Raw genomic sequence first — 26,867 nt, 5'->3', positions numbered from 1 at the left:
AGTTCGTTACCCGCTATATTAATATCATAAATCAACGTCGTCGTGGCGGAACTGGTAGACGCGCTAGACTCAGAATCTAGTGGTGGCAACACCGTGGAGGTTCAAGTCCTCTCGGCGGCATAAATGATTGAAGGAGGCAATCCCAGCAAGGGGTTGCCTTCTTTTTTGATGATGAATAGAAAACGGTTTCAACGAATAAAAATTCAGAAAAGTTTATCTTTTTAGAATTTTTCTGGTAAAATACGTTTTAAAGAGGGTACTCTTCAGGGAAAGTACTAAGTAGAGTAAACAATCTTTAACACATAGGAGAGGGGAAACAAACATGAAAAAAGGGAGTATCTTGCTAGCGCTCTTGATGAGCTGTGTTCTCGTGCTTGGTGCATGTAGCATCGGTTCGAAAGAAGAAGAGTCGTCAGAAGGAAAGACGTATAAGGTCGGCATTGACGTCACGTACCCACCATTTGAATATAAAGATGGGGATACGTACAAGGGAATCGACATTGATCTCATGAAAGCAATCGCGAAGGATCAGAACTTCAAGATTCAATTTGAAGCAATGGACTTTAGCGGTATCATTCCGGCACTTCAAGCCAATCAATTGGACGTTGCCATTGCCGGTATGAGTATTACGCCAGAACGGAAGAAAGTCGTCACATTCTCAGATCCATACTTCAAAGCTGGTCTTATTTTAGTCGTCAAAGAAGATGAGAATGGTATTAAATCCGTCAACGATTTAAAAGGGAAAAAAGTAGCCGTCAAAAAGGGAACGACGGGTGCGAAATATGCAACGGATAACGCAGATAAGCTTGGCTTCACAGTCACACAGTTCAATGACAGCCCAGCGATGTTCCAAGAAGTGAAGAACGGTAACGCAGCAGCCTTGATTGAAGATTATCCTGTCATCTCATATGCAAACAAACAACAAAACCTTGGATTAAAACTTGTCGGAGACCGTCTCAACGGGGACAATTACGGAATCGCTGTCTTAAAAGGTGAGAACGAGGATCTGATGAAGAAAATCAACAAAGGACTTGCGAATCTAAAAGAAAACGGTGAATACGATAAAATCGTTGATACGTATCTGAAATAAGTCGCAAGGCAATAAGGGAGTGGGATAGCCAATGGAAGTGGTCAAAACCGCATTTCCATTTTTCTTGGAAGGGCTTCAAGTCACATTGTATATTTTCATCATCGCGGTCATCGTCGGCTTTCTGATTGGCTTAGTCGTCGCATTGATGCGCTTATCACCATCAAAAATCTTAAACGGGATCGCGATTGTCTATATTGATGTCATTCGCGGAACGCCGTTCATCGTTCAGTTATTCTTCATCTATTTTGGACTTAACTCGCTCGAATGGTTATCGATGGACCGGATGTATGCAGGGATACTGACGGTCGCAATCAATGCCGGTGCTTATTTTGCAGAGATCATTCGAGCTGGTATCCAATCGATTGATAAAGGACAAACAGAAGCTGCACGTTCACTCGGGATGACAGGGCGTCAAACGATGGTGCAGATCATCTTACCGCAAGCATTCCGGCGGATGTTACCAACGATTACGAACCAATCGATCATTAGCTTAAAAGATACATCGTTGTTGTCGATTATCGGCATCGCTGACTTGACGCAACAAGGTCAAGTACAGCAGTCAACGACGTTTGAACCATTCATCGTCTGGTCCGTCGTCGGATTGATGTACTTCGTCATCATTTATCTCTTGTCCTTAGTGGCGAAGTTCTTGGAACGGAGGTTTACATTACGATGAGTATCATTGAAGTAAAGAATCTAAAGAAATCCTTCGGTTCGAATGAAGTCTTAAAAGACATCAACGTCTCGATTGCCGAAAAAGAAGTCGTCTGTGTCATCGGTCCGTCGGGATCTGGGAAAAGTACGTTTTTACGCTGTTTGAATCGATTGGAAGAGATTACAGGTGGCACGGTCATTGTCGATGATTTCGACATTACGAGTCCAAAGGTCGATATTAACAAGGTCCGGGAAGAAGTAGGGATGGTCTTTCAACATTTTAATCTCTTCCCGCATAAAACTGTGTTAGAAAACGTCACGCTCGCACCGATCAAAGTACGTAAATCGGATAAAGAACAGGCGAAACAGCGGGCACTTGAACTCCTTGATAAAGTCGGATTACGTGAAAAAGCGGATAATTATCCAGGTGAATTATCTGGTGGTCAAAAACAACGGGTCGCGATTGCCCGCGCGCTTGCAATGAATCCGAAAATCATGTTGTTTGATGAGCCAACGTCAGCACTTGACCCGGAAATGGTAGGTGACGTGCTTGCCGTCATGAAACAACTTGCTCTTGAAGGCATGACGATGGTCGTCGTGACCCATGAGATGGGATTTGCTCGAGAGGTTGGAGATCGCGTCTTATTCATGGATGGTGGTTATATCGTCGAAGAGAACGTACCACAAGCATTATTTGATTCTCCACAACACGAACGGACGCAATCGTTCCTTAGTAAAGTCTTATGATGAGACCGGCGTATCTAAATGCGGATACGCCGGTTTTTTGACGAATCATAAATAACTAGGCAAGTGGTCATAAGAAAAACTTATACATTTAAGCGTGAGAATTTGGGAATTCGAAATGCACACATAGGAAAAGAGTAGTAATATAGTAACGAAGGCACTTTCATGGAAGAATGACACGGTCATTCCTTCTCATGACGTTCAGCGTTTTATTCATGCAATTCCTTTTGAAAGCGCTAACAGGTAGAGGGCTGGAAACACATCGAGTATCCACTGGATGTGTGGGGAGAAATATAGAAACGGGGGGAACCGTACATGGCAGGCCACGAGCAAGATCAACAAGCATTTTATGGACCAAACCTTGGCTACATTATTGAATTGTACGAGCGTTTTTTAGAAGACAAGACATCCGTTGATGAGGAGACACGTGCGTATTTCGAAGAGCATGGTGCACCCGTGACGGAACCAGTCGTACCGATGCAAGTCGAGACAGGAGATTTCGAAAAATATCTTGCGGCGAATCGTTTAGCGGAACAAATTCGTGCAAAAGGACATCTTGCGGCGGATATCTATCCGCTGAAGGACCATCCGCGAGAAACAGGATTATTCGAATTGAGTCAGTACGGATTGACAGAGGCAGATCTTCGGAAAATGCCAGTCTCACTCGTCTGCCCTGAACCACCAACTGGTATACAGGACGCGTATGAAGGCATCGAACATTTAAAGGCACAGTACACGGGAGCAGCCGCTGTTGAGTTCCAGCATGTCGACGATCTCGATGAAAAGAAATGGCTCCGTCAAAAAATCGAGCAAGGTGCTTTGACAGCGACGCTAGATGCTGAACAAAAGAAACAGTTATTCAAACGCTTGGCTGAAACGGACCTTTTCGAAAAATACTTGCACAAAACATATGTCGGTCAAAAGCGGTTCTCGATTGAGGGACTTGACGCAATGGTGCCATTGCTCGACACGATCGTCGGACACCTCATCTCGAACGGGTCGGAGACGATCAATATCGGAATGGCACACCGTGGACGGTTGAACGTTTTGGCGCACGTACTCGGGAAGCCATATGAAATGATCTTTGCTGAGTTCCAACATGCACCGAACCATGATCTCGTTCCATCTGAAGGCTCGATTGGGATCACGTACGGTTTGGCAGGCGACGTGAAGTATCACCTCGGTTTAAACCGAAAACTCGAGCAAGAGACACGTAACGTCCGGATGACGCTTGCAAACAATCCGTCGCACCTTGAGTTCGTCGACCCAGTCGTTGAAGGCTTCACACGTGCGGCACAAGATGATCGCTCACAAAAAGGGGCACCACGCCAAGAGCAAGCAGCTGCTGCTGCGATCCTCATTCACGGGGATGCAGCGTTCCCAGGTCAAGGAATCGTGGCTGAAACGTTGAATTTAGCGAATCTCAAAGGATATAACACCGGCGGAACGATTCATATCATCGCGAATAACACGATCGGCTTCACAACGGAGCCGACGGACTCCCGTTCGACGCGTTACTCGAGTGATCTTACCAAAGGGTATGAGATCCCAGTCTTCCACGTCAACGCAGATGAGCCGGAAAGCTGTCTCGCTGTCGCGTTACTCGCGAGCGAGTACCGGGCAACGTTTAAGAAGGATGTCATGATTGATTTAATCGGATACCGTCGTTTTGGTCATAACGAAATGGATGAACCGATGAATACGAACCCGGTCTTATATGATTTGATTCATAAACATGATCCAATTCGTGTCTTGTACGGGAAAACGCTTGTCGCGAATGGGGATGCGACAGCTGACGAAATTCAATCGATTGAAACATCGATCAATGATCAGATGAAAGCGGCTCGAGAGAAAGTACCGAACGTCGAGAAAGAGTATGGTGGGGTCATGCCGGATGTCGTCTTTAAAGGCGTACCGACAATCGAGACAGGGGTCTCGATCGAAACACTAACAGCGTACAACGAAGAATTATTACAGTGGCCGGATGGCTTCCAGGTGTTCCATAAACTTGAGAAGGTCCTGAAGCGCCGGACGGATGCGTTCTCGACAAAGAACGGAATTGACTGGGGACATGCCGAAACATTGGCGTTCGCTTCGATTCTCTCAGATGGAATACCCATCCGCTTGAGCGGTCAAGATTCTGAACGAGGAACGTTCGCACAACGGAACATTAATCTTCATGATGTGAAAACAGGAGAAGGCTTCTCGCCACTCCATGCCTTATCAACGGCAACTGCATCATTCTCGGTCTACAACAGTCCGTTGTCTGAAGCAGGTGTACTTGGTTTTGAATACGGTTATAACGTCTTCGCTCCGGAAACGCTCGTATTATGGGAAGCGCAATATGGGGACTTTGCGAACTCAGGTCAAGTCATCTTCGACCAGTTCATCTCAGCTAGCCGCGCGAAATGGGGACAAACGTCAGGTCTCGTCATGTTGCTCCCACATGGTTATGAGGGGCAAGGACCAGAACACTCGAGTGGTCGTTTAGAACGCTTCTTGACGTTATCGGGTGAGAAAAACTGGACGGTCGCGAACGTATCGAGTGCTGCCCAGTACTTCCACTTATTGCGCCGACAAGCAGCGATTCTCGGGAAAGAGGAAGTCCGACCGCTCGTCGTCATGACACCGAAGAGTCTCTTACGTCATCCGCTTGCAACATCCGATGTCTCTGAGTTGACGGAAGGTAGTTTCCGCCGTGTCATCGAACAAGCTGGACTTGGCGAAGCACCAGATCGTGTTAAACGTCTTGTGTTCTGTTCTGGTAAGATGGCAATCGATCTAGCTGAAGCCGTTTCAAAATCAGATGAGAATCTCGATTGGCTACAAATCGTTCGTGTCGAGGAGTTGTATCCATTCCCGGCGAAAGCCTTACAAGAAGTCATCGCGCGCTATGAATCCGTCGAAGAGATGGTCTGGGTGCAAGAAGAACCGAAAAACATGGGGGCGTGGTCCTTCATGGAACCGCGGCTTGAGACAGTTGCGCCGAACGGTATTCAAACCGTCCGTTACATCGGTCGTCGTCGCCGTTCAAGTACAGCAGAAGGTGACCCGTCAGGTCATAAAGTAGAGCAGGCACGTATCATCAATGATGCACTCACAGCGACTGCTTCTACTCCAACAGCACCATCACACGTATCAAATCACACATCATAACTTAAGATAGAATCGAGTCATAGGGGGAGAATACGATGGAAATCAAAGTACCAGAACTTGCCGAATCAATCACAGAAGGAACGGTGGCGTCTTGGTTGAAACAACCAGGTGATCACGTTGAAAAAGGAGAAGCCATCGTTGAGCTCGAGACAGATAAAGTCAATATCGAAGTACCGTCAGATGAAGCAGGTACGTTGACGGAAGTGATGGCTGCTGAAGGAGATACAGTTCGCGTCGGGGAAACGATTGCTGTCATCTCTGCTGGTGGCGAGGCTCCAAAACCGGCTGTGGCAGAACCAGTACAAGAAACTCCAAAAGAGACACCAAAAGCAGAAGAAAAAGCGGAACAACCGGTGGCTGTGGCAGCGACTGAAAGTACATCTGTTGCGGATCGTCCGATTGCTTCACCTGCTGCCCGTAAACTGGCTCGTGAAAAAGGAATTGATTTAGCACAAGTGGCGACGCAAGATCCACTTGGTCGTATCCGTGTGCAAGACGTCGCGACGTTTGAAGTAGCACCACGTGAGCAAGCAAAACCGGCTCCTACGAAACCCGCTACACCGGCACCAGCACCAGCATCTGCAGCCGCTCCTGGGAAACCGGAAGAGCGAATCAAGATGTCACGCCGTCGCAAGACGATTGCGAACCGACTCGTTGAAGTTCAGCAAACGGCAGCAATGTTGACAACATTTAATGAGATCGATATGTCAGCGGTCATGGCACTGCGTAAACGTCGCCAAGAGAAATTCGTGAAAGAAAACGAAGTCAAACTTGGCTTCATGTCATTCTTTACGAAAGCAGCAGTCGCAGCACTTAAAAAGATGCCATACTTGAATGCTGAGATTCAAGGCGACGAAATCGTCCTGAAGAAATTCTACGATATCGGTATTGCCGTTTCAGCACCAGATGGTCTCGTCGTTCCAGTCGTGCGTGATGCGGACAAAAAGAACTTTGCTGAGATTGAAAAAGACATCATTCAATTAGCGGTCAAGGCGCGCGATAACAAACTCGGTCTATCTGATTTGACGGGTGGTACGTTCACGATCACGAATGGTGGTACGTTCGGTTCACTCATGTCGACACCGATTTTAAACGGTCCACAAGTCGCGATTCTCGGAATGCACGCAATCAACTTACGTCCTGTAGCGATTGATGCTGAACGCATGGAAAACCGTCCGATGATGTATGTCGCACTCTCATACGATCACCGAATCGTTGATGGAAAAGAAGCTGTTACGTTCTTGAAGCACATTAAAGATCTCCTTGAAGATCCAGAGTCATTGATTTTCGAAGCGTAATCATTAAAAGACCCGTTTTAGATGCGGGTCTTTTTTTGTTGATATCACTTTGTCATCAAAACACGAAACGACATTTACATCATCTCTATATCAGCTTCATACATACGATTTAGGATAAGTGTTGTAAGAATATTTCAAGGGGGAATTGATTATGTTGAAACAATTTGGATTGACGATGGTAGCAGGAGCCGTATTAAGCACAGGTCTTCCGACAGAAGATGTCAGCGCACATTCAAAAGGAACATCGTTACTCGATCCAAATCGAATCATCAATGTTGCTCACCGCGGAGCTTCGGGATACGCGCCAGAGCATACGATGCCAGCTTATGAAATGGGACATAAGACATTCAAAGCAGATTACATCGAAATTGATTTACAGATGACAAAAGACGGTCAATTGATTGCGATGCACGATGAAACGGTTGATCGGACGACGAACGGAACGGGTGCCGTCAAAGATAAAACGCTTGCTGAAATCAAGAAACTTGATGCCGGTAGCTGGTTCAATGAAGCGAACCCGACCCTTGCGAAAAAATCGTATGTCGGTTTGAAAGTTCCGACGCTTCAAGAAGTCTTGAGTAAGTATGGGAAGCATGCGAATTACTACATCGAGACGAAATCACCGGAAGTGTACCCGGGAATGGAACAGAAATTGCTCGACGTACTAAAGCAGAACGGATTGTCGAGTAACAAGGTCAAATCAGGACAAGTCTTGATTCAGTCGTTTAGTGAAGCGAGTCTTCAAAAAGTCAGAGCCATCGACCCGAACGTTCCCTTGGTTCAGTTGATGGAAGCAAATGAAGTCAAGGCAATGACGGATGATCGATTAACAGCAATCCGCCAGTATGCGGTCAGTGTCGGTCCTTCCTTCAAAGCATTGACACGTGAGAACGTCGCAGCAATTCGGGCGCATGATTTGTTACTTCACCCGTACACAGTGAATGAAAAAGCGGATATGGTTCGTATGCTTGATTATGGTGTCACGGGAGTCTTTACGAACTATGCCGACCGTTTTAATGATGTCGTGAAAGGACTGTACAAAAAATAAGGTAAAAAGGAAATAGTACTATTTCTTCTTTCGAACAGGAAAGGAGGAATAGTTTTTTTGTTTTTAAAACTCGTATTTTAAATCCAATATTTCATTCCATACGTAAACCCTATAGAGGTTTATCAGAATTTCGAATCATGAGACAAAACAATGTAGTCAGTTTCGTATTTCATGGTACGATAACAGTGCAGTTTTGGGAAGGAATGGAGTGAGGATCGTGAGAATTACACAGTATACGGATTATGGATTACGTGTGTTGATGTACCTCGGGGTGCACCGGGATGTCATCACACCAATGCCGCAGATTGCAAATCATTATGGCATCTCATCCAACCATTTAATGAAGGTGACACAACAGTTAGCGAAACTTGGCTATGTCGAATCAACAAGAGGTCGGTCAGGCGGACTCCGTTTGATTCGTGATCCAAAAGACATCAACATCGGTAAAGTCGTTCGGGAGATGGAACCGATGGATATCGTTGAGTGTTTTGGAAGCAACGGTCATTGTGTCATCGAACCAGGATGTCGTCTAAAAGGTGTGCTCGGACGAGCGCTTCGAGCTTTTATCCGGGAACTGGAACAGCATACATTAGAAGAATTGCTGGGTAATCGTGATGAGTTGGCACTCTTGTTTGCTGCCTCACCTTTACAGCGTTCTTAATCAAAAAACCCTCGCTTCCGTGAATGGAAGTGGGCTAACCTAAAATTTTGAGACAATATAAAACACCTTCGGAGTGGTACACTTTTAAAAAGTACTAACATCGGAGGTGTTTTTGCATAGGCAAAAACGTATATTCAAGTGAAGTGAAATGGGCAGTAGTCAAAGATAAGCTGAGTGGTAAGTTAACGACGAGAGAAATCATGGAGAAGTACGGAATCAAAAATGAATCTCAAATCAAAACATGGATGAGATGGTATCGCTCTAACGAACATTATCGATTTGATCAGCCAATCGGTAAACAATATACCTATGGACATGGTCCAGATTCTGCGAGTGAGGATGACAAGAGAGAACGACAAATGTCACATCTGAAGATGGAAAATGAGATCTTAAAAAAGTACATGGAAATCGAAAGAGAGTTGAGAAAGAAGTAGTCATAAAAATTGTAGAGTTTCTTCGGAGAAAGTATACAATCACCGCCATTCTTAGCGCTTTGAATGTACCAAGAGCAAGCTATTACCGTTGGATTAAGGAATCTGTTAAAGCACCTTCGGTGCTCGAAAAAACCGTCATTAAACTAAGTACACAGACGAAGTATCGGAATGGACATCGAAAAATAAAGGCATTATTACAGCAAATCTATCAGTTAAAAGCCAATCGGAATACCGTACAGAAAATCATGCAAAAACACCATCTCCAATGTCGGATCAAGCCGAAGCGAAGATGGAAGTCTCAAGGTGAGCGCATCATAACGGCACCGGATCTCATCAAGCGCGATTTCACAGCAAGTAAACCGAATCAAAAGTGGGTGACGGATATCACCTATATCCAATACGGCAGCACGACGAAATATCTTTCCACCATTATGGATCTTTTTAATAACGAAATCGTCGCATACAAGTTATACGAGCATCAACAAACGTCTCTTGTGATTGATACGTTGAAGATAGCGCTTGAGAATCGAAACTATCCCGAAGGGGTCATCCTTCATTCGGACCAAGGAAGTGTCTATACGTCATACGCCTTTCAAGAATTCGTTAAAAGGAATCACCTAACAAGCAGCATGTCTCGTAGAGGAAACTGTTGGGACAACGCAGTTATCGAATCGTTCCACTCTAATTTAAAGTCCGAGGAATTCCAGTACGTCAAATTTAATTCACTAAGAGACCATGAGGTCTCTGAACGCGTTACTAATTACTTAAATTACTATAACGAAGAACGAATCCAAGAAAAATTAGGCTACCTGACACCGAAAAAATACGGTGTACAGGCAGCCTAATCAAGGTGTTTTATATGTGTCTCATATTGCTAGGTCAGTCTAAAGCGAGGGTTTTGTCATAGCGATACTTATACGTCATCTTGGCGTTTCTTTGGTTCCACATGTTCTTTATTCTGAGACAAGTCGTCACGAACAGACGATTTCCACAACGGAACATTGCTGTAATATGCAGCACGAGCGATCAGATGTCCTCCAATCGGTGCTGTGATGAGCACGAACAGGATGCCGAGAACGACACGAGAGGAGAAGAATCCATCTTCAGTGACGAAATAGATGATGACGCCGATTAAAATCGACATGACACCTAATGTCGCGCTTTTAGATGCAGCGTGAGCACGCGTATAGACATCCGGTAAGCGGATCAGACCAAGCGCGGTGACGAGACTAAATCCCATACCGAGCAAGGCGAAGACCGCGACGATCAATTCATTGGTTGCGATCACGTTCGATGATCTCTCCTTTCTCGATATATTTTGAAAAGGCAACTGTACCGATGAAGGCGAGTATACCAATCAACAGGATGACTTCGAGGTAGTCGCTCGTCCGTAAGATGATCGAGACAAGGCCAACGATTGAAATCAAGCTGATACCAATTGAATCAAGCGCGATGACACGATCCGCAACACTTGGTCCTTTGATGACCCGGTAAAACAGACCGAGCATCGAGAGAAAGACACCCCCGAGTGCGATATAGATTAAAATATCGAACATCACCGACTCACCTCCAGAATGGCTTTCTCAAAACTATCACGAATCGAAGCGACCGCTTCATCGACCTCTGGCATGTGGAGTGCATGAATGTAGAGTGTCTTATTATCATCCGAGATATCAACGACGAGCGTTCCCGGTGTCAGCGTGATCAGCATTGACAGCAACGTGATTTGCCACGGTTGATCGAGTTCGGTCTCATAGGCGAAAATACCAGGTTGAATATCTAACTTCGGCTTTAAGATGATTTTCAAGACATCGATGTTCGCGACGACAAGCTCGTAGAGAAAGCGGAAAAACAATAGGACGAGTGCGACGACAGGTCCGAGATAAAAGCGACCTTTGAAGCCGCGACGGAAAGCGAACATCGCAATCAACCCTAGCGCGTAACCAATGACGAAACCGGAGGCCGAGAAATTGTTTGAGAGAAACATCCACAAGAATGCAAGAAATAAGTTGAGCAAGACTTGAAATGCCATGAATTAACGACCTCCTTTTAGTACGGCATCGATATAGAGCGTTGGATTCGTCAACGGTTCGACGGCCTGTTGAATCAGTGGACGCATCGCCTCAGCACCTACTCCATAGAGAACGCTGAGCGCAACTAAGACAATCGTAGGAACAAGCAGCTTGGGAACAAGCGCTTGTTTATCACCCGAGTAAGTCTTCGGTGTTCCCCAAAAGGCACGCATGAACAATTGAACGACCGAATACAAGACGAGCAGACTGGATAGTAAGACGATGATTGGTCCAATCAACTCACCAGCTTCAATACCACCACGAACGATCAGGAATTTCCCAATGAACCCGCTGAGCGGTGGAATCCCGGCAAGTGATAACGCCGCGATGAAGAACGTCCAACCTAGTACAGGATAGGTTTTGATCATCCCGCCCATATCTTTCAGTTTACTCGAGCCGGCAATTCCGACCATGATCCCTACGAGAAGGAATAAAGCGGCTTTGATCAACATATCATGAAGAAGGTAGAAAATCGCACCTTCTAGTGCTTGCGGTGTCATGAGGGAAACCCCGTACAAGATGACCCCGACTGCGACGATGATGTTGTAGATGATGATTTGCTTCGCATCCCGTGTCGCAAGCGCACCGATCACCCCGATGACGATCGTACTGAGAGCAAGTATACTTAAGATTTGATGAATCGTTCCAATCTCATTTGAGAAGAACAAACTATACGTCCGTAAAATCCCGTAGACCCCGACCTTCGTCAGCAAGGCACCGAACAGAGCAAGAACAGGCGTCGGCGGTACTTGATAAGAACCAGGTAACCAGAAGTAGAGCGGGAAGATCGCACCTTTTAATCCGAAGACGATCAGGAATAACAAGGCGATGACGTTTAGGATTGCCGGCTGTCCGACCTCTGAAATCTTTTGACTGATATCCGCCATGCTGAGTGATCCGATGATTCCGTACAAGAAGGCGACGGTCATGACGAATAATGCAGACGAGATGACATTAATCAAAAGATACTTCAGCGATTCTCGTAATTGTGCCGGTTTCCCGCCGAGAACGATCAAAACATAAGACGAAATCAGGAAGACTTCGAAGAAGACGAACATGTTAAAGATATCACCTGTCGTAAAGGCACCATTGACACCAACGAGCAGGAATTGGACGGCGATGAAATAGTAGTACCGTTGATAGGAAACGCTCAAGTAGACAATGGCATACCAGATGATACAAAGAACAAGAATGCTTGTCGTCGTGACGAGTAAAGCGGATAGCATGTCAGAGACGAGCGTGATACCAAAAGGTGCTGGCCAGCTACCGAGTGTGACTGTTAAGATGCCGTTTGACCGGACAGTCAGCACGAGATAGATGGAGGCACAGACAGTCAAAATCGTCGAAAAGAAAGAAACGATTCGTTGTCCTTTGAGGTGTCGCGGGAAAAACATTAAGAGGACACCCGTCAACAAAGGGATGATGATTGGTAGTAGCGGTAAGTTAATCATTCGAATCGGTTCCTTTCATCTCTTCGATATTATCGGTTCCGAGTTCTTGATAGGCACGATAAGCAAGTACCAAGAAAAAGGCAGTGACACCAAAGCTGATGACGATGGCGGTCAAGACGAGTGCTTGCGGTAGTGGATCCGTATAGGAAGTCACGCTGTCCTTTAAGACCGGAGCCGCGCCTCGTTTTAATCCCCCCATCGTCATGACGAGCAGATGGGCAGCGTGGCTGAGCAACCCTGTTCCGATGATAATGCGAAGAATACTTTTCGAAAGAATGAGATAAATGGCACACATCGTCAGGATGCCTGCGGCGATCGCCATGATGATTTCCATATTAATCACTCTCCCCAATCGTTTGAATAATCGTCATCGTCACACCGACGACGACAAGATAAACACCAAGATCAAACAACATCGCTGTATGAAGTGATGTCTTACCGAATAACGGTAGGTTGAAATAGTCATGTGCATGTGTGAAGAACGGTACGTTAAAGACAAGCGCTCCTGAAGCCGTCAGTACGGCAATCAACATGCCAAGAGCCGTGATCCATTTGTAGTCGAATGGCAAAATCCGGCGTAACGTCTTGATGTCATAAGCAAGTAAGATCAATACAAGAGCAGACGCCGTCACAAGACCGCCAATGAAACCGCCACCCGGTGTATAGTGTCCAGCAAAGAACAAGTAGACAGCAAACAGGAAGATGACGAACGTGATAAAGGAAGTCGCGGACTCTAAGATGACGTCATTCGTATGCTTTTTCGCCTGCTTTTTCATTTATCGATCCCTCCTGTTCGTCTGAATTTAATCATCGTGTAAATACCGATTCCGGCAAGTGCGAGAACGGCAATCTCAAACAACGTATCGAAGCCACGGAAGTCGACGAGAATAACGTTGACCATATTACCGCCAGCGGCAAGATCAGCGACATTATCGATGTAATACTTGGCGATTGAAGTAAACGATCGTTGGCTGAGAGAAGCAAGGGCGACGAGTGTCACCGTCAATCCGACGAGTGCTGAAATCAAGGCGTTGCCGAGCTTGAACGGAATGCGTTCTTCTTTCCGACTGATTTCCGGTAAACGATAGAAAACGAGCAGGAATAGAGCGACCGATACGGTCTCGATGACGAGTTGTGTCAAGGCGAGATCTGGCGCTCGGAACAAGACGAAGAATAGAGCGACCGTATAACCTGTCACACCGAGCAAGATGATCGATGTCAGTCGTGAACGCGCAAAGGTGATCGAAAGGGCACTCGAAACGAGAACGAGTGCAAGGATGATCTCATACGCGTCAATCGAGCTGATTGGATCAACTGCGAAGCGGAAGGCATCAAACCCGTATAATGCCGTCAAGATCAAGATGACGATGAATCCGAAGATGTAGACGAGATATGACCGCATGTATCCGGTCATGACCGTATCGTGAATCTTTGTCGAGGTCTGTTCACCACGACGTAATAAAGCGTCATATTGATGATTCAAGGAGACGGCACGAGGCATCCGGTTATAGAGCGATTGCCAGCGTGGGAGTGTTTTATACAAGATGACGCCAGCACTGATGATCACGAGTGTCAGGAATAATTCAGTATTGAATCCATGCCACATTGAAATATGCACATCAATCTTCCCACCCGCATCAACGACTTGCGGTAAGATCGCTTCGACTGCCGGTCGGATCAACGTATCCGATAATAGATTCGGGAAGAGTCCGATGATGACGACGAGCGAGACGAGGACGAGAGGTGGAATCAACATGCCAATCGGTGCCTCGTGTGGTGTTTTCGGTAACTTGTCGTCTTGACGCTTACCGAAGAATGTTCTGCGGACGATCAAGATGCTATAGACGAATGTAAAGATACTTCCGACGACGGCGAGTACAGGAATGATCCAACCGTAAGACGGTAAGTGGAACAAGTCAGATCCTGAAACTTCAAGTACACCTGTCAAGAACATCTCTTTACTCAAGAACCCGTTGAATGGTGGAATCCCCGCCATCGAAAGCGTCCCGATCATCGCAATCGTCATCGAAATCGGCATGAGTTGCGCAAGACCACCGAGCTTCCGAATATCGCGAGTACCAGTCTCGTGATCGACGATTCCCGCCATCATGAAGAGACTGCCTTTAAACGTCGCGTGGTTGATCAGATGGAAGATCGCAGCAACTGTCGCGATTGTATATAATCCGTCATCTAACGCATCGACGTGTAAGGCGGCAGCTCCAAGTCCAAGTAAGGACATGATCAATCCAAGCTGAGAAATCGTCGAGTAAGCAAGGATTCCTTTCAGATCATGTTGTTTCACCGCATTGAGTGAACCCCAGAATAAGGTGAATATTCCGACAGATGAGACGAGATAGAACCAAAGCGACTCATCCGCAAAAATCGGACTAAAACGAGCGACAAGATACAACCCTGCCTTGACCATCGTTGCCGAGTGCAAGTAGGCACTGACAGGGGTCGGTGCTTCCATCGCATCCGGTAACCAGATGTGGAACGGAAACTGAGCCGATTTCGTGAAGGCGGCTAGCAAGAATAAAACAAGGGCGACCGTAAAGAAAGGTTCACCTTGAATCGATTCAAGCGACGCATAGGTCTCACGAATACTTAACGATCCACTGAGTGTAGAGAGAATCGCAATTCCCCCAAGCATCGCTAGTCCACCGAAGACGGTGATCAACATCGATTTTTGAGCGCCGTAACGAGAACGTTCCCGCTCGTACCAGTAGGCAATCAATAAGAACGACGAAATCGACGTTAATTCCCAGAACAGATAGAGGACGATCATGTTATCTGACAGTACGACCCCAAGCATGGCGGTCATGAACATCAACAGATAGACATAAAATGTTCCGAGTGATTCTTTTTTCGCATCTAGATAAAAAATCGAATAAAGAACGACGAGTGAGCCGATTCCTGTGATCAATAGTGCGAACAATAAGCCGAGTCCGTCAAGATACGTGACGAAATCGATACCGAGTGATGGTATCCACGGCATGCGTGCCGTAAAGGTCTCACCTGACATCGTACCAGGGAGAAAGCGGCTGAAATACGAAACGAGCAGTACAGGTACGACAAGTACAAACCAACCGGTATGAATGTTCGGAAGGCGTTTCGCTAGAAGCGGAATGAAAAGACTGATCAATATGGGCAGTAAAATAGCCCCGTGCATCACGGACACGAAATTCCCTCCTTTGTGACATCGACGACCAAAAATGAAAAAGGGACGCGAACGCAAGCTGTTGAAGCTCGGAACTGTCCAGTAGAAGACACGATTCATTTTGTTCGTCGAAGATGTTTCTGAATCAAGTATAGCGTACTTTTTTCCTTCTTGCATGACGTGAAGCGTTGAAGCATAAAGGATAGAGCCATTTTTTCTCTTGATTATTAAATATGTAGGAACACGGCAGAAATAGGCTGAAAATTTTTTTGATTTTTTTCAAAAAACACGTGGATCCATGAGAAGAATGATTCAAATTCAAGTAACTCGGGTACATCTACCTAGAGCACAACTAATGACCATAGAGGGGGAACTTTCATGCGAGCAACATTCAAGACAGGTGTCATTTTAGGTGGTCTAGCGGCGATTGCGACAATCGCCTATCAACAATACCAACAACGAAAATCGACTTCAGATGATATTGACCATCGTCCAAGTGTCGACGCGAAACGCGATCCGGCTGAAGTCGGACTGACACAACTGGATTCCATTCATCGGGCAGATTGGCAAGCGAATGGATTCCCACAAACACACGCAGAACTCGAGCGCCTCGAGCGAGAAGAAAATTAAAAAAGCACGTCTCTCGAATGAGAGGCGTGTTTTATGGTCATTAAGCACTTGTTGTGACTAGGGCACGTGTCCGTTCACTGTGTGCAGTATAAGAAGAGAGATGTTCGAATTGATAAAGCGTTAAGGTCGCTGTGCGACGTTGACCGGTACTCGATTCAAGCATTAAATAAGCTTCATTGAAGTCCGTACCACCACCATCATAGCGGATGTGTGCCGTAATCGTTCGTCCATCTGTTGTCTGCATATAAATATCGTAACCTCCGAAATCAACGCGCTTAAAGCTAGTTGCCTCGCTTACGATGTGTTTGAATGTTTCAATTAAAGAATATGTCATCGTTCGTTCCTCCTTTTATTTCTTCAAAGCAAAATAAGTTATAATCAACTCCGAATATTACTATTCCCATTAAATACAAGAAATAAACATCACAAATGAATCTTTTTATGTTCTTGTTATGAAACGCGTTTCATACTTTATGATAAAAACAGACGGTGCGTGACCGATTTCGGGCGTTAACCGATACAGAAACTATAATTAAAAAGACAAGGGGATGGTCGTGACCATCCCCTTGTCTTTTTAATTATAGTTCTACGTTATGGTAGACCTGTTGCACATCCTCAAGATCTTCCAGTGCATCGATCATTTTCTCGAATTGTGCGACGTCGTCTTCAGACAACGCGACTTCGTTTTGGGCGAGCATGACCAGTTCGGCAAGTGAGAACTCAGTAATGCCTGCAGCTTTCAACGCTTCTTGTACAGCATGGAATTGTTCCGGCTCAGCGTAGATGATGACAGATTCGTCTTCTTCGAGGATATCGCGCACATCAATATCCGCTTCCATCATCAATTCGAGAACGTCATCTGCAGTTTTACCTTCAAACGCAAAGATTGCCGTCGCATCGAACATATAAGCGACGGATCCGCTCACGCCCATGTTTCCGCCATTTTTTCCGAATGCAGCACGAACGTCAGAAGCCGTCCGGTTAACGTTGTTCGTCAAAGTTTCGACGATGACCATTGAACCGCTTGGACCGAATCCTTCATAACGCAAGACGTCGTAGTTTTCTTCCGCTCCACCTTTTGCTTTTTCAATCGCCCGATCGACGATGGCACGTGGCACGTTGTATGTTTTCGCTCGTTCGAGAACGACCTTTAATGCTTGGTTTGATTCTGGATCGGGTTCACCTTGTTTAGCCGCTACATAAATCTCACGACCGAACTTTGCGTAAATCCGACTCGTATTTTTGTCTTTTGATGCTTTTTTTTCCTTGATGTTATTCCATTTACGACCCATTTCGTATCCACTCTCTTTCCGTAATGTCAGAAATCCGTGATTTCCTATGCGTTATCAGTATACCTTAAACTACCTGACAGACTGAACTAAAATGTCGGTGGAACCGTTGAATTTCTATTAAATACGTTTAAGCGATGTGGAAGAAAGGAACTTTACCGATAGAGAAATATCAATTTAAGGGAGAGTGGTAGAATTTGAACCAGGCTGGGGTAGTTCATCGCGCATTATCACCGTTCGTTTATGCTTACGATCAAGAGACGGTCCATGTCCGACTCATGACGGCTAAAGACGATATTGAAAAAGTTGAATTGATATATGGTGATCCGTACGAATGGGAAGCGGAAAAAGAAGAAGACCGAGATTGGAATTTTGATCCGGAGAAAGAAAAATCATGGAAAGTAGAGCGGACGCCGATGCAACACAATGGAAGTGATGCAACGTATGACTATTGGTTCGTTGCAATCCGTCCAGAACGGAAGCGGGTACGATATGGGTTTGAGGTTCATGGCGATACGACAGCCGTTTTAACCGAGCGTGGCTGGTATGACGAAGCGCCACTCGATCATCCGGGCTATTATTTTTCTGTGCCATATGTTCATGCAACGGATGTCTTTGATACACCGGAGTGGGTGAAGGATACGGTCTGGTATCAAATTTTCCCGGAACGATTCGCGAATGGTGACCCGGCGAATGATCCAGCGGGAACGAAGGAGTGGGGAAGTGAAGCACCTGCTTTTCAGAATTTCTTTGGTGGAGATTTTCAAGGGGTCATCGATCACGTCGATCATTTACAACGTCTTGGCGTCACGGGTGTCTACTTCTGCCCAGTCTTTGAGGCACCATCGAATCATAAATACGATACGCTTGATTATCTGAAGCTTGATCCTGCATTTGGTGATGAGAAAACGTTCCGCAAGATGATCGATGTGCTACATGAGAACGGTATCCGCGTATTACTCGATGCCGTCTTCAACCATATTAGTGAAGAGCACCCCGCCTTTCAGGATGTCTTAGAAAAGGGGAAAGATTCAAAATACGCCAATTGGTTTACGATTGGTTCCTTCCCAGTCGATCCATCGATTCCGAACTATGAAGTGTTTGCCTTTGAACGAAACATGCCGAAGTTAAATACTGCCCATCCGGACGTCAAAGACTATTTGCTTCACGTCGGACGTTACTGGGTCGAGGAATTCGGAATCGACGGCTGGCGTCTGGATGTCGCAAGTGAAGTCGATCATGCATTTTGGCGTGAGTTTCGCAAGGAAGTCCGGGCTGCGAACGGAACATGTTATATCGTCGGTGAGTGCTGGACGGATTCGCAACCATGGCTCCTCGGCGATCAATTTGATGCCGTCATGAATTATGGTTTGACCGAGAGCTTTTTGACTTGTTTTGCGACGGGCGAGACGCGCGTTCGTGATTTCTCACATGCAGTCAGCCGGAATTTGAACTGGCATTCCCAAAATGTCAACGAGGTCATGTTCAATTTGATTGACTCGCATGACACGCCGCGTGCTCTAACGCGTGCGAAAGGGAATATCGATCGAATGAAATTGCTGTTCACTACACTGTTGACATTTCCAGGTTCACCCGTCATCTATTATGGTGATGAGATTGGAATGAAGGGTGGGCAAGATCCGGCCAACCGTGCGTGTATGGAATGGGACGAGACGAAGCAGAACCTCGAGTTGTTCGATCACGTTGCGCAGTTGATCGCCCTTCGAAAACAGCATCCGGTTTTAGCAAATGCCGGAACGTATCATTTCCAAAGGATCGATGATACAAGACAGACATTTATTGTCGAGCGACGTCAGGGCGAACAGGTTTACTTGCTCGTCGTCAACGTCAGTGAAGAGGTACAATCTCTTTCGCTTGAAGGAACGTATGAAAGTCTGTTAGATGGAACGACGTTATCGGAAACTATTCAAGTAGAAGCTGTGTCAGCTCTTCTTTTGCGACACGTATAAGAAAAAGCAAGTCGTGGATATCGCATCCGCGACTTGCTTTTTTAGTGTGCATTACGAATCAAACGGATGGATCAGTAAACCGCTCCGAAGTTTCGGTTCGAACCAAGTCGATTTCGGTGGCATCACTTCTCCGGCATCAGCCACAGCCATTAAATCTTCGATCGAAGTCGGATGCAAGTGAAAAGCAACAGCGGCATGCCCAGAGTCCACGATCTGCTCAAGACCAGCATATCCCTTATGACCACCGACGAACTGGATCCGTGCGTCCGTCCGTGGATCTTCGATACCGAGTAACGGTGTCAACAACTCTTCTTGTAAAATCGAGACGTCGAGATTCGCTTTCGTCCCGATTCGTTCAGATTTGTACGAAAGGGTATACCATTGCCGGTTGAGATACATCTCAATTTGGTGAGACTTCGTTTGTTCAGCGCGTCCTTTTGTAATCGTAAAGCGATGGGCTAATCGCTCGAGGAAGTCAACGACCGATTGACCGTATAAATCTTCGACGACACGGTGGTAGCCAAGGATTCGTAATTGATCTTGCGGGAAGGAAACACCAAGAAAACGTTGGGCTTCCTCCTGGTCCGTCCGACTGGCAGCGATGGCGGCCGCCGCCGCACGATGATGACCATCAGCGATATAGAGAGCATCGTGACGGGCGAACTGGCTTCCGATCGTCAACAGGTGATTACGATCGGCGATTTTAAAAATTCGGTGCGTCACTCCATCGACGGTGAAATCATATAGAGGGTCGCCGGCAGTGACCGTTGTGACGATTGCTTCGAGTTGTGGATCGGTCTGATGCGCCAGTAAAATCGGTCCCGTATGAGCTTGTAACTGTTCGACGTGCCGAACACGGTCACGTTCTTTTTCAGGACGTGTGAATTCATGTTTACGAATTTGATTCGTCTCGTAATCGCTGACGGCAACACATCCGACGAAACCGGATTGCGTATGTGTCCCGTCTGACAACTGATAAATGTAATATGTCTCGTCCGGATCGAGTTGCAAGATACCGTTTGTTTGACTCTCTTCGAAGGCAAGCGCCGCTTGCTGATAAACGCGTGGGTCATCTTCAGCGATCAATGACGGAAGGGTGGCTTCTGCTTTATCGATCCGTAAAAAAGACAGCGGATGACGTCGAATCTCAGAACGTGCTTCTTCGCGCGAATAAACATCATACGGTAAGGCGGCAAATTCTGCCGCATATTTTGAGTCCGGTCGTAACGCCGCAAAAGGTTCGAAAGTTGGCATGGGGTTCACTCCTTTTAAAGTAGACGTGTTTTCAAGACGCCAGGAATCTGATTCAGTCGGTCGAGCGAGATCGATTCGTCCGCATGGTTATCGATATCGATGATTGTATAGGCAATCGAATCTTTACTACCATTGATCATATTCGCGATATTGATCGACTCTTGCGCTAACACGGAGGCGATTTGACCGACCATGTTCGGAATGTTGTGGTGAGCAATCGTAATTCGTCGTTTTCCAGTGAACGGTAACTCGACGGCTGGGAAATTGACCGCATTGCGGATGTTTCCTGCCTCAAGGAACAGACGCAGTTGATCGACCGCCATGATGGCACAGTTTTCCTCCGCTTCACTTGTTGATGCCCCGATATGTGGTAAAGCAATGACCCGGGGGAGGGACAAGATGAAGGCGTTCGGGAAATCCGTCACATAATTCGCCAGGCGACCGGACCTGAGCACTTCGGCTAGCGCTTGTTCATCGACGAGTTCACCACGCGAGAAGTTGAGTAGGGTCGCGCCGTGTTTCATTTTTGAAAAGAGTGACGCATCGAGTAAACCCGTCGTCGCATCAACGAGCGGGAGATGCAACGTGATGTAGTCGCTTGTCGCGAGGAGATCCTCGAGCTGTGTTGCCCGCTGAATCTGATTCGAGACGCGCCAAGCGGACTCAACGGACATATGTGGATCATAGCCTGTGACGGTCATGCCGAGCTCGTGAAGGGTGTTGGCTAAGTTTGCCCCGATCGCCCCAAGTCCAACGATCCCGATTCGTTTCCCGAGTAACTCCGTTCCGACGAATTGTTTTTTGTTCGCTTCGATCCGCTCCGGAATATCCGGTCCGCGCAAGTTGTTCGTCCAAAGCAGACTCGGGACGAGTTTTCGCGCCGTCAGGAACAAACTACCGATGACAAGTTCCTTGACGGCATTCGCATTGGCACCTGGTGTCGAAAAGACGGGAATCCCGCGGTTCGCGAGTTGATCGAGTGGAATCGTATTGACACCGACGCCAGCTCGGGCGACGGCTTTGAGACTATCCGGAAAGCGCATGTCATGTAAATCCTTGCTGCGGACGAGAAAGGCGTCTGGTTGCTCCGTTTCCCGCTGGACGTGATAGTCGTCTGTAAATCGTTTTAATCCTTTGTCTGATAGATCATTCCATAGTTGGACTTGATACATTTAACGTTCCCCCTGTTCAAAACGGTGCATGATATGAAGCAGTGCTGTAACCCCTTCGGTCGGCATCGCATTGTAAAGACTCGCGCGCATTCCACCAATCGAGCGGTGACCGGCAAGATTGATCAAATCGTGACGCGCAGCGAAGTTCAAGAAAGCAGCGTCTTCCGATTCGCTTCCAGTCGAGAATGGAATGTTCATCCGGCTTCGATCCTTGACGGCTACATGGTTATGAAATAGATCGGATTGATCAATTGCTTCATATAACATGCGCGCTTGTGAGACGTTTCGTGCCGCGATCGTCTCGAGTCCCGTCTCTTCAATCCAATCGAGCACTAATTTCGTCATATAAAGACTAAACGTCGGTGGCGTGTTATAAAGAGATCGCTGTTTTGCATGGATGTCATACCGTAAGTAGGCACCGATCGTGTCAGGAACACGATCAAGCAACTCGTTCTTCACGATGACGACCGTTAAACCGGCGACACCAAGGTTTTTTTGAGCACCAGCATACAACACATCGAATGACTCGATTGGCAATGGTTCAGACAAAATCGATGACGAGACATCAGCGACGAGTGGCACATCGACATGAGGCGGTGTCTGATACGTCGTCCCTTCGAGGGTATTGTTCCAAGTGATGTGCAAATAGTCGGCTGTTGACGTGAACGGACCTTCTGGAATGAAGCGATACCCGTGATCAGCGGAAGAGGCGAGCACGTTGACCGTGGCGTACCGTTTTGCATCTGCAATCGCCTTCGTCGACCAGCCGCCGGTATCGATGAAATCAATCCGTCCGGTCTTCGTTGCCAGATTTTGCGGTAACATCGCGAACTGAAGTGTAGCTCCTCCTTGAAGAAACAATACGGAGTACGAATCGGGAATCGACATCAGTCTCCGTAAGGATTGTTCAGCTGCCTCCCGAATCGATTCGAAGATTGGCGAACGATGACTCATTTCAAGAACGGATTGTCCTGAATTTTCATAATCGAGTAGCTCGGATTGAGCCTTCAATAGGACCGGGGCAGGAAGGACTGCTGGACCGGCAGAGAAGTTATAAACCGTCATGAGGAACACTCCTTCTTGAATTTTCAGAAAATATGTACCACTCAAGTGTAACGGAATGAAAAATGAGAAGCAATTCCAACTGACGATGAATGGAAAATGAAAACAAAAACATCCCTTGAATCCGTTACGACGGATCAAGAGATGTCAATTGACCAAAGTGCCATTTCCAACCATCTGACGTAGCACGATAGATTGATACGATCCGGAAACGACCAACGTATTGAGTTGTCCCGTATTCAAATCGGTCTTCTGTCAAACTATACTGGATTGCCGTATCTTCGAAATGATCAATGTATGAAAAATCATCGGTCCGGGATAACCAGCGGATGTTTGCAGGATCCACGTAATGATCGAGGTAGGTCTCGGCATCAAATGACCGCCCTAATGCATCGATGAACGTAAATTCGGGAGATAATAGATGCGAGACTTGTGATAAATCTCCTTTTAGCATAGCATCTTGAAGGTGTTGCATCGTTTGTTCAAGTGTCATATTACATCTCCTTTCTTCCTGAATCGCTAGTGTAGCATATATAAATACAAAAAAAGACCCTGCGTGAGCAGGGTCTAAAAGAAATTAAAGTTTTACAACGTTAGTTGCTTGTGGTCCACGTTGACCTTCTTCAACTTCGAAAGAAACCTCTTGACCTTCGTCAAGTGATTTGAAACCTTCAGATTGGATTGCTGAGAAGTGTACGAATACGTCGTCTCCGCTTTCGCGCTCGATGAAGCCGAATCCTTTTTCTGCGTTAAACCATTTTACTTTACCTTGTTCCATGTGTATTGCCTCCTGCGTGTGACTGGCACACTGATTATTACTACCGTGATCAATTTCATCGAATATAAAGTGAAACACTTCGTATCTCCACCGAACAACAATAATTACTTAATAATATAGCATGCCTCAAACAAAAAAGAAAGGACAAAACAAAAAAAGAACAAACGAAGCTGTTCTTCTCTGAATAAATCATGCAATTAAAGGGTTCATTCTACTCATGTCGAAAGAATATAACTGATTCTTTCAGCGAGTCGGGATATGTTCTCTTTTGCTACTGAGTTGTCGTAATGTATGCAGAATGAATCCTTGAAAGTTCGGATAACGTGTCGGTTGCTCCCAAACAGTGCGGAATAACTGAGTCATCGCGGAATGAATGAGTGCTTCCTCGACTTGCGTGCGACGGAATAGAAGAAAGAGTGTTTTTTCGTAACGATCGTATAATCGTTCTAACGCGACGGAATCGCGTTGTTTGATTTGATTGAGCAAATCAGTGTCTGAATACATAAGTCACTCCTTCTTCGACAGTTTTCTCTATAGTATGCTGTCACAGTAATGTAATGAAACTATTATGTAGATTCCCGCTGGATGAATTATGAAACACTCAAACTTCTTGAACTAAAGATATTGATGGAAGAGGAGGAATAATTATGTTACCTGTTTACATTCGTCCTTATACATTAGAGGATGCAGCGGAGGTCCTTGAGGTGAATTTGCGAAACCGTGATCACTTTGAGTACTGGATGCCAATCAAACCGTCTCCTGAACAATACACGATCGAAGGACAACGAGAACGAATTTACCGCCACCAAGAGTTGATGCGCCAAGATGCTTATTATGCGTATGGCGTCTTTTTAAATGAGACAGACCAATTGATTGGGGATGTCTCGGCGATGTTCGTTCAGCGTGGACCAGCCGAGACATGCATGATCGGTTATCAACTGGATGCCACCTTTTCTGGTCGAGGATATATGGCTCAAGCAGTCGGATTATTCGTAGATCATTTATTTGATGTCCACCAGTTCCACCGGATCCGTGCTGAAGTCATGCCAGAGAATATCGGCTCGATCCGTGTCCTTGAGAAAGTTGGGTTTCGCCAAGAAGGAATCGCGAAACAAAATCTCTTCATCAACGATGCCTGGGAAGACTTTATTTTGTTTGCTCTATTAAAAGAAGACCGAGAGGAGTCAAAACATGCCAATCTCTGATTACTATGCTAATCTGCGCCAACTTGTCGGAACGCAACGTCTTTTTACACCATGCGTCGCAGCGATCATTCGAAACGAAGCAGGTCATATCCTCTTTCAGGATCCAGGAGGTCCGTTTTGGAGTTTGCCTGCTGGAGCGATCGAACTGGGAGAATCTCCTGCGCAAGCAGTCATTCGTGAAGTCTATGAAGAAACGGGTCTATTCGTCCGACCGGTCCGACTGATTGCGACATTCGGTGGAGAGGCGTTTCGTTTGACGTACCCGGACGGAAACGAAGTTGAATACGTAGCGACAGTATTCGAGTGTAAGGTAGTCGGGGGAACGCTCGAAGCCGTCGATGGGGAATCCAAACAACTGGCATATTTCCCAAAACAGGAGCGTCCACCTCTAGCACTTCCTTATCCTGATCATGTGTTTGAAGCATCCGAAGCGACGAGCTATTTTGACTGGGAAGAGCACTGGTTGACAGATTTACAACGGAAGAACCGTTAAAAACCGAACATTAAATTGCTGATAGCGGAATAAAGTTCTTGAAAAACCTTAAAAACGCGAAAATTTCTTTGACACTATGAGGACAGTTCGTTATAGTAGTCAAGGGGCGAATGATTATCGCCAATATATTTAAAAATATTCGTAATTAGAGGTGTTATTCATGGATGTAGTATTCGATTATGAAGATATTCAATTAATTCCAGCAAAATCAATCGTTGGTAGTCGTTCGGAATGTGATACGTCAGTCGAGTTCGGTGGTCGTCGTTTCAAGCTTCCAGTCGTACCGGCAAACATGCAAACGATCATTGATGAATCGATCGCTTTGTTCTTAGCGGAAGGCGATTATTTCTATATCATGCATCGATTCGAACCGGCTCGTCGTTTGGCATTCGTTCGTATGATGCAAGAACGCCAACTGTTCGCTTCAATTAGCGTCGGTGTCAAGGAAGAGGAATATCAGCTGATCGAACAGCTCGCAGCAGAAGGGCTGACTCCGGAATACATCACGATTGATATCGCGCACGGTCATTCGGAAGCCGTCATTCAGATGATTCGCCACATCAAGTCGCTTCTACCAGAAAGTTTCGTCATCGCTGGTAACGTCGGAACACCGGAAGCGGTGCGTGAACTTGAGAATGCGGGAGCCGATGCAACAAAAGTCGGGATCGGACCAGGTAAAGTGTGTATCACGAAGATTAAGACAGGATTCGGTACAGGTGGTTGGCAACTCGCGGCACTTCGTTGGTGTGCAAAAGCAGCAAGTAAACCGATTATTGCTGATGGTGGGATTCGGACGCATGGCGATATCGCGAAGTCAGTCCGGTTCGGTGCGTCGATGGTCATGATCGGTTCACTCTTCGCAGGGCATGAAGAATCGCCTGGTGAGACACATGAAGTGGACGGAGTGCTCGTCAAGGAATACTTCGGTTCTGCTTCTGAGTTCCAAAAAGGGGAACGCAAGAACGTCGAAGGAAAGAAAATGTTCGTCGAGCATAAAGGAAGTCTAGCGGATACATTGATCGAGATGGAGCAAGATTTACAATCGGCAATCTCGTACGCTGGTGGGAACAAATTGCAGGCGATTCGGACGGTCGACTACGTTGTCGTCAAGAACTCGATCTTCAACGGCGATAAAGTATATTAAAGTGATCAGTTCGCTCTTAACGGAGCGGACTTTTTTTGTTTCTTTAGCATAACTCTTCCATAGGAGGGGTATACATCAAATGGACCAAAAGATTCGGAATATTTT

Annotated in this window: 28 protein-coding genes and 1 tRNA gene; 14 read left to right on the top strand and 15 right to left on the bottom strand. The window is 46.2% G+C overall.

Features of this window, described 5'->3' with window-relative positions:
- The first annotated feature begins 36 nt into the window (after positions 1 to 36).
- The 9 genes from P401_RS0107475 to P401_RS0107430 all read left to right on the top strand — a co-directional run bounded on the left by P401_RS0107475 (position 37) and on the right by P401_RS0107430 (position 9,930).
- Positions 37 to 120, top strand: a tRNA-Leu gene (locus tag P401_RS0107475).
- 202 nt (positions 121 to 322) lie between these two features.
- Positions 323 to 1,090, top strand: a complete 768-nt coding sequence (locus tag P401_RS0107470; protein WP_023468551.1) for a transporter substrate-binding domain-containing protein — start codon at positions 323 to 325, stop codon at positions 1,088 to 1,090.
- A gap of 31 nt (positions 1,091 to 1,121) precedes the next feature.
- Positions 1,122 to 1,766 (top strand): amino acid ABC transporter permease, encoded by a 645-nt coding sequence (locus P401_RS0107465; RefSeq protein ID WP_023468550.1) that lies wholly within the window; start codon positions 1,122 to 1,124, stop codon positions 1,764 to 1,766.
- The gene (locus tag P401_RS0107460; protein WP_023468549.1) at positions 1,763 to 2,491 is read left to right on the top strand and encodes an amino acid ABC transporter ATP-binding protein; all 729 of its coding nucleotides are present in this window, start codon (positions 1,763 to 1,765) and stop codon (positions 2,489 to 2,491) included. The genes P401_RS0107465 and P401_RS0107460 overlap by 4 nt, the downstream gene beginning before the upstream one ends.
- A 312-nt stretch (positions 2,492 to 2,803) precedes the next feature.
- Complete coding sequence (locus tag P401_RS0107455; RefSeq protein ID WP_029341929.1) at positions 2,804 to 5,644, top strand: 2-oxoglutarate dehydrogenase E1 component; 2,841 nt, start codon at positions 2,804 to 2,806, stop codon at positions 5,642 to 5,644.
- A 35-nt stretch (positions 5,645 to 5,679) separates the two neighbouring features.
- Positions 5,680 to 6,942 carry a 2-oxoglutarate dehydrogenase complex dihydrolipoyllysine-residue succinyltransferase gene (gene odhB / locus P401_RS0107450; RefSeq protein ID WP_029341928.1) on the top strand — a complete coding sequence of 421 codons (1,263 nt, stop codon included), beginning with the start codon at positions 5,680 to 5,682 and terminating at the stop codon, positions 6,940 to 6,942.
- A gap of 151 nt (positions 6,943 to 7,093) precedes the next feature.
- Positions 7,094 to 7,990 carry a glycerophosphodiester phosphodiesterase gene (locus P401_RS0107445; RefSeq protein ID WP_029341927.1) on the top strand — a complete coding sequence of 299 codons (897 nt, stop codon included), beginning with the start codon at positions 7,094 to 7,096 and terminating at the stop codon, positions 7,988 to 7,990.
- A gap of 217 nt (positions 7,991 to 8,207) precedes the next feature.
- Entirely contained in the window at positions 8,208 to 8,651 is a 444-nt protein-coding gene (locus tag P401_RS0107440; RefSeq protein ID WP_029341926.1) for an Rrf2 family transcriptional regulator, read from the top strand.
- A 116-nt stretch (positions 8,652 to 8,767) separates the two neighbouring features.
- A protein-coding gene (locus P401_RS0107430; protein WP_152548187.1) for an IS3 family transposase occupies positions 8,768 to 9,930 on the top strand; the annotation gives its coding sequence in 2 pieces (ribosomal slippage) (positions 8,768 to 9,044 and positions 9,044 to 9,930; 1,164 coding nt in all).
- A gap of 68 nt (positions 9,931 to 9,998) precedes the next feature.
- Here P401_RS0107430 and mnhG read toward each other — a convergent pair.
- Genes mnhG through P401_RS0107395 form a run of 7 tightly spaced genes read right to left on the bottom strand, consistent with a single transcriptional unit; the run spans position 9,999 to position 15,786 of the window.
- A complete protein-coding gene (gene mnhG / locus P401_RS0107425; protein ID WP_023468544.1) occupies positions 9,999 to 10,373 on the bottom strand; it encodes a monovalent cation/H(+) antiporter subunit G in 375 nt (124 codons plus the stop codon).
- Positions 10,357 to 10,593, bottom strand: coding sequence for a Na(+)/H(+) antiporter subunit F1 (locus tag P401_RS0107420; RefSeq protein ID WP_369792030.1), 237 nt, complete (start codon positions 10,591 to 10,593; stop codon positions 10,357 to 10,359). The genes mnhG and P401_RS0107420 overlap by 17 nt, the downstream gene beginning before the upstream one ends.
- A gap of 47 nt (positions 10,594 to 10,640) precedes the next feature.
- Positions 10,641 to 11,117: a Na+/H+ antiporter subunit E gene (locus tag P401_RS0107415; protein WP_023468542.1), complete on the bottom strand. Its 477-nt coding sequence runs from the start codon at positions 11,115 to 11,117 to the stop codon at positions 10,641 to 10,643.
- A 3-nt stretch (positions 11,118 to 11,120) separates the two neighbouring features.
- Positions 11,121 to 12,608, bottom strand: coding sequence for a Na+/H+ antiporter subunit D (locus tag P401_RS0107410; protein WP_029341923.1), 1,488 nt, complete (start codon positions 12,606 to 12,608; stop codon positions 11,121 to 11,123).
- On the bottom strand, positions 12,601 to 12,942 hold the full coding sequence (locus P401_RS0107405) for a Na(+)/H(+) antiporter subunit C (protein ID WP_029341922.1): 342 nt from the start codon (positions 12,940 to 12,942) through the stop codon (positions 12,601 to 12,603). Before P401_RS0107405 ends, P401_RS0107410 begins: the two co-directional genes overlap by 8 nt.
- 1 nt (position 12,943) lies before the next feature.
- On the bottom strand, positions 12,944 to 13,384 hold the full coding sequence (locus P401_RS0107400) for a Na(+)/H(+) antiporter subunit B (protein WP_029341921.1): 441 nt from the start codon (positions 13,382 to 13,384) through the stop codon (positions 12,944 to 12,946).
- A complete protein-coding gene (locus P401_RS0107395; RefSeq protein ID WP_029341920.1) occupies positions 13,381 to 15,786 on the bottom strand; it encodes a Na+/H+ antiporter subunit A in 2,406 nt (801 codons plus the stop codon). Before P401_RS0107395 ends, P401_RS0107400 begins: the two co-directional genes overlap by 4 nt.
- A gap of 357 nt (positions 15,787 to 16,143) precedes the next feature.
- On the opposite strand from P401_RS0107395, the gene P401_RS0107390 reads away from it, so the two are divergent.
- On the top strand, positions 16,144 to 16,395 hold the full coding sequence (locus P401_RS0107390) for a hypothetical protein (RefSeq protein ID WP_029341919.1): 252 nt from the start codon (positions 16,144 to 16,146) through the stop codon (positions 16,393 to 16,395).
- Between the two features lie 40 nt (positions 16,396 to 16,435).
- Here P401_RS0107390 and P401_RS0107385 read toward each other — a convergent pair whose 3' ends face one another.
- Together P401_RS0107385 and P401_RS0107380 are read right to left on the bottom strand one after the other, a co-directional pair.
- A complete protein-coding gene (locus P401_RS0107385; RefSeq protein ID WP_023468536.1) occupies positions 16,436 to 16,729 on the bottom strand; it encodes a hypothetical protein in 294 nt (97 codons plus the stop codon).
- Between the two features lie 244 nt (positions 16,730 to 16,973).
- Complete coding sequence (locus P401_RS0107380) at positions 16,974 to 17,687, bottom strand: YebC/PmpR family DNA-binding transcriptional regulator (protein ID WP_023468535.1); 714 nt, start codon at positions 17,685 to 17,687, stop codon at positions 16,974 to 16,976.
- 194 nt (positions 17,688 to 17,881) lie between these two features.
- On the opposite strand from P401_RS0107380, the gene P401_RS0107375 reads away from it, so the two are divergent.
- Positions 17,882 to 19,654 (top strand): glycoside hydrolase family 13 protein, encoded by a 1,773-nt coding sequence (locus P401_RS0107375; protein ID WP_029341918.1) that lies wholly within the window; start codon positions 17,882 to 17,884, stop codon positions 19,652 to 19,654.
- A 51-nt stretch (positions 19,655 to 19,705) separates the two neighbouring features.
- Here P401_RS0107375 and P401_RS0107370 read toward each other — a convergent pair whose 3' ends face one another.
- The 6 genes from P401_RS0107370 to P401_RS0107345 form a co-directional block, all read right to left on the bottom strand.
- The gene (locus P401_RS0107370; RefSeq protein WP_029341917.1) at positions 19,706 to 20,908 is read right to left on the bottom strand and encodes a DUF1015 domain-containing protein; all 1,203 of its coding nucleotides are present in this window, start codon (positions 20,906 to 20,908) and stop codon (positions 19,706 to 19,708) included.
- A gap of 14 nt (positions 20,909 to 20,922) precedes the next feature.
- Positions 20,923 to 22,080 (bottom strand): phosphoglycerate dehydrogenase, encoded by a 1,158-nt coding sequence (locus P401_RS0107365; RefSeq protein ID WP_029341916.1) that lies wholly within the window; start codon positions 22,078 to 22,080, stop codon positions 20,923 to 20,925.
- Complete coding sequence (gene serC, locus P401_RS0107360) at positions 22,081 to 23,145, bottom strand: 3-phosphoserine/phosphohydroxythreonine transaminase (protein WP_029341915.1); 1,065 nt, start codon at positions 23,143 to 23,145, stop codon at positions 22,081 to 22,083.
- A gap of 124 nt (positions 23,146 to 23,269) precedes the next feature.
- Entirely contained in the window at positions 23,270 to 23,635 is a 366-nt protein-coding gene (locus P401_RS0107355) for a nuclear transport factor 2 family protein (RefSeq protein WP_023468530.1), read from the bottom strand.
- 84 nt (positions 23,636 to 23,719) lie between these two features.
- Positions 23,720 to 23,920, bottom strand: a complete 201-nt coding sequence (locus P401_RS0107350) for a cold-shock protein (RefSeq protein WP_023468529.1) — start codon at positions 23,918 to 23,920, stop codon at positions 23,720 to 23,722.
- Between the two features lie 243 nt (positions 23,921 to 24,163).
- The gene (locus P401_RS0107345; RefSeq protein WP_029341914.1) at positions 24,164 to 24,424 is read right to left on the bottom strand and encodes a hypothetical protein; all 261 of its coding nucleotides are present in this window, start codon (positions 24,422 to 24,424) and stop codon (positions 24,164 to 24,166) included.
- A gap of 143 nt (positions 24,425 to 24,567) precedes the next feature.
- Here P401_RS0107345 and P401_RS0107340 point away from each other — a divergent pair, with 143 nt between their 5' ends.
- The 3 genes from P401_RS0107340 (at position 24,568) to guaC (ending at position 26,762) form a co-directional block, all read left to right on the top strand.
- The gene (locus tag P401_RS0107340) at positions 24,568 to 25,125 is read left to right on the top strand and encodes a GNAT family N-acetyltransferase (RefSeq protein ID WP_029341913.1); all 558 of its coding nucleotides are present in this window, start codon (positions 24,568 to 24,570) and stop codon (positions 25,123 to 25,125) included.
- Entirely contained in the window at positions 25,112 to 25,618 is a 507-nt protein-coding gene (locus P401_RS0107335; protein ID WP_051656280.1) for an NUDIX domain-containing protein, read from the top strand. Before P401_RS0107340 ends, P401_RS0107335 begins: the two co-directional genes overlap by 14 nt.
- A 160-nt stretch (positions 25,619 to 25,778) precedes the next feature.
- Entirely contained in the window at positions 25,779 to 26,762 is a 984-nt protein-coding gene (gene guaC, locus P401_RS0107330; protein ID WP_029341911.1) for a GMP reductase, read from the top strand.
- Positions 26,763 to 26,867 lie beyond the last annotated feature (105 nt).

Source organism: Exiguobacterium acetylicum DSM 20416 (genome assembly GCF_000702605.1).
GTDB lineage: Bacteria > Bacillota > Bacilli > Exiguobacteriales > Exiguobacteriaceae > Exiguobacterium_A > Exiguobacterium_A acetylicum.
The sequence above is the reverse complement of the archived record's forward strand: the minus strand, read 5'-3'. Positions and strand labels throughout refer to the sequence as shown.

Coding starts and splice junctions, on each gene's coding strand:
- P401_RS0107470 (WP_023468551.1), top strand. CDS start 323: ATGAAAAAAGGGAGTATCTTGCTAGCGCTCTTGATGAGCTGTGTTCTC.
- P401_RS0107465 (WP_023468550.1), top strand. CDS start 1,122: ATGGAAGTGGTCAAAACCGCATTTCCATTTTTCTTGGAAGGGCTTCAA.
- P401_RS0107460 (WP_023468549.1), top strand. CDS start 1,763: ATGAGTATCATTGAAGTAAAGAATCTAAAGAAATCCTTCGGTTCGAAT.
- P401_RS0107455 (WP_029341929.1), top strand. CDS start 2,804: ATGGCAGGCCACGAGCAAGATCAACAAGCATTTTATGGACCAAACCTT.
- odhB (WP_029341928.1), top strand. CDS start 5,680: ATGGAAATCAAAGTACCAGAACTTGCCGAATCAATCACAGAAGGAACG.
- P401_RS0107445 (WP_029341927.1), top strand. CDS start 7,094: ATGTTGAAACAATTTGGATTGACGATGGTAGCAGGAGCCGTATTAAGC.
- P401_RS0107420 (WP_369792030.1), bottom strand. CDS start 10,593: ATGCTCGGTCTGTTTTACCGGGTCATCAAAGGACCAAGTGTTGCGGAT.
- P401_RS0107415 (WP_023468542.1), bottom strand. CDS start 11,117: ATGGCATTTCAAGTCTTGCTCAACTTATTTCTTGCATTCTTGTGGATG.
- P401_RS0107410 (WP_029341923.1), bottom strand. CDS start 12,608: ATGATTAACTTACCGCTACTACCAATCATCATCCCTTTGTTGACGGGT.
- P401_RS0107405 (WP_029341922.1), bottom strand. CDS start 12,942: ATGGAAATCATCATGGCGATCGCCGCAGGCATCCTGACGATGTGTGCC.
- P401_RS0107400 (WP_029341921.1), bottom strand. CDS start 13,384: ATGAAAAAGCAGGCGAAAAAGCATACGAATGACGTCATCTTAGAGTCC.
- P401_RS0107390 (WP_029341919.1), top strand. CDS start 16,144: ATGCGAGCAACATTCAAGACAGGTGTCATTTTAGGTGGTCTAGCGGCG.
- P401_RS0107385 (WP_023468536.1), bottom strand. CDS start 16,729: ATGACATATTCTTTAATTGAAACATTCAAACACATCGTAAGCGAGGCA.
- P401_RS0107380 (WP_023468535.1), bottom strand. CDS start 17,687: ATGGGTCGTAAATGGAATAACATCAAGGAAAAAAAAGCATCAAAAGAC.
- P401_RS0107370 (WP_029341917.1), bottom strand. CDS start 20,908: ATGCCAACTTTCGAACCTTTTGCGGCGTTACGACCGGACTCAAAATAT.
- P401_RS0107365 (WP_029341916.1), bottom strand. CDS start 22,080: ATGTATCAAGTCCAACTATGGAATGATCTATCAGACAAAGGATTAAAA.
- serC (WP_029341915.1), bottom strand. CDS start 23,145: ATGACGGTTTATAACTTCTCTGCCGGTCCAGCAGTCCTTCCTGCCCCG.
- P401_RS0107355 (WP_023468530.1), bottom strand. CDS start 23,635: ATGACACTTGAACAAACGATGCAACACCTTCAAGATGCTATGCTAAAA.
- P401_RS0107350 (WP_023468529.1), bottom strand. CDS start 23,920: ATGGAACAAGGTAAAGTAAAATGGTTTAACGCAGAAAAAGGATTCGGC.
- P401_RS0107345 (WP_029341914.1), bottom strand. CDS start 24,424: ATGTATTCAGACACTGATTTGCTCAATCAAATCAAACAACGCGATTCC.
- P401_RS0107340 (WP_029341913.1), top strand. CDS start 24,568: ATGTTACCTGTTTACATTCGTCCTTATACATTAGAGGATGCAGCGGAG.
- P401_RS0107335 (WP_051656280.1), top strand. CDS start 25,112: ATGCCAATCTCTGATTACTATGCTAATCTGCGCCAACTTGTCGGAACG.
- guaC (WP_029341911.1), top strand. CDS start 25,779: ATGGATGTAGTATTCGATTATGAAGATATTCAATTAATTCCAGCAAAA.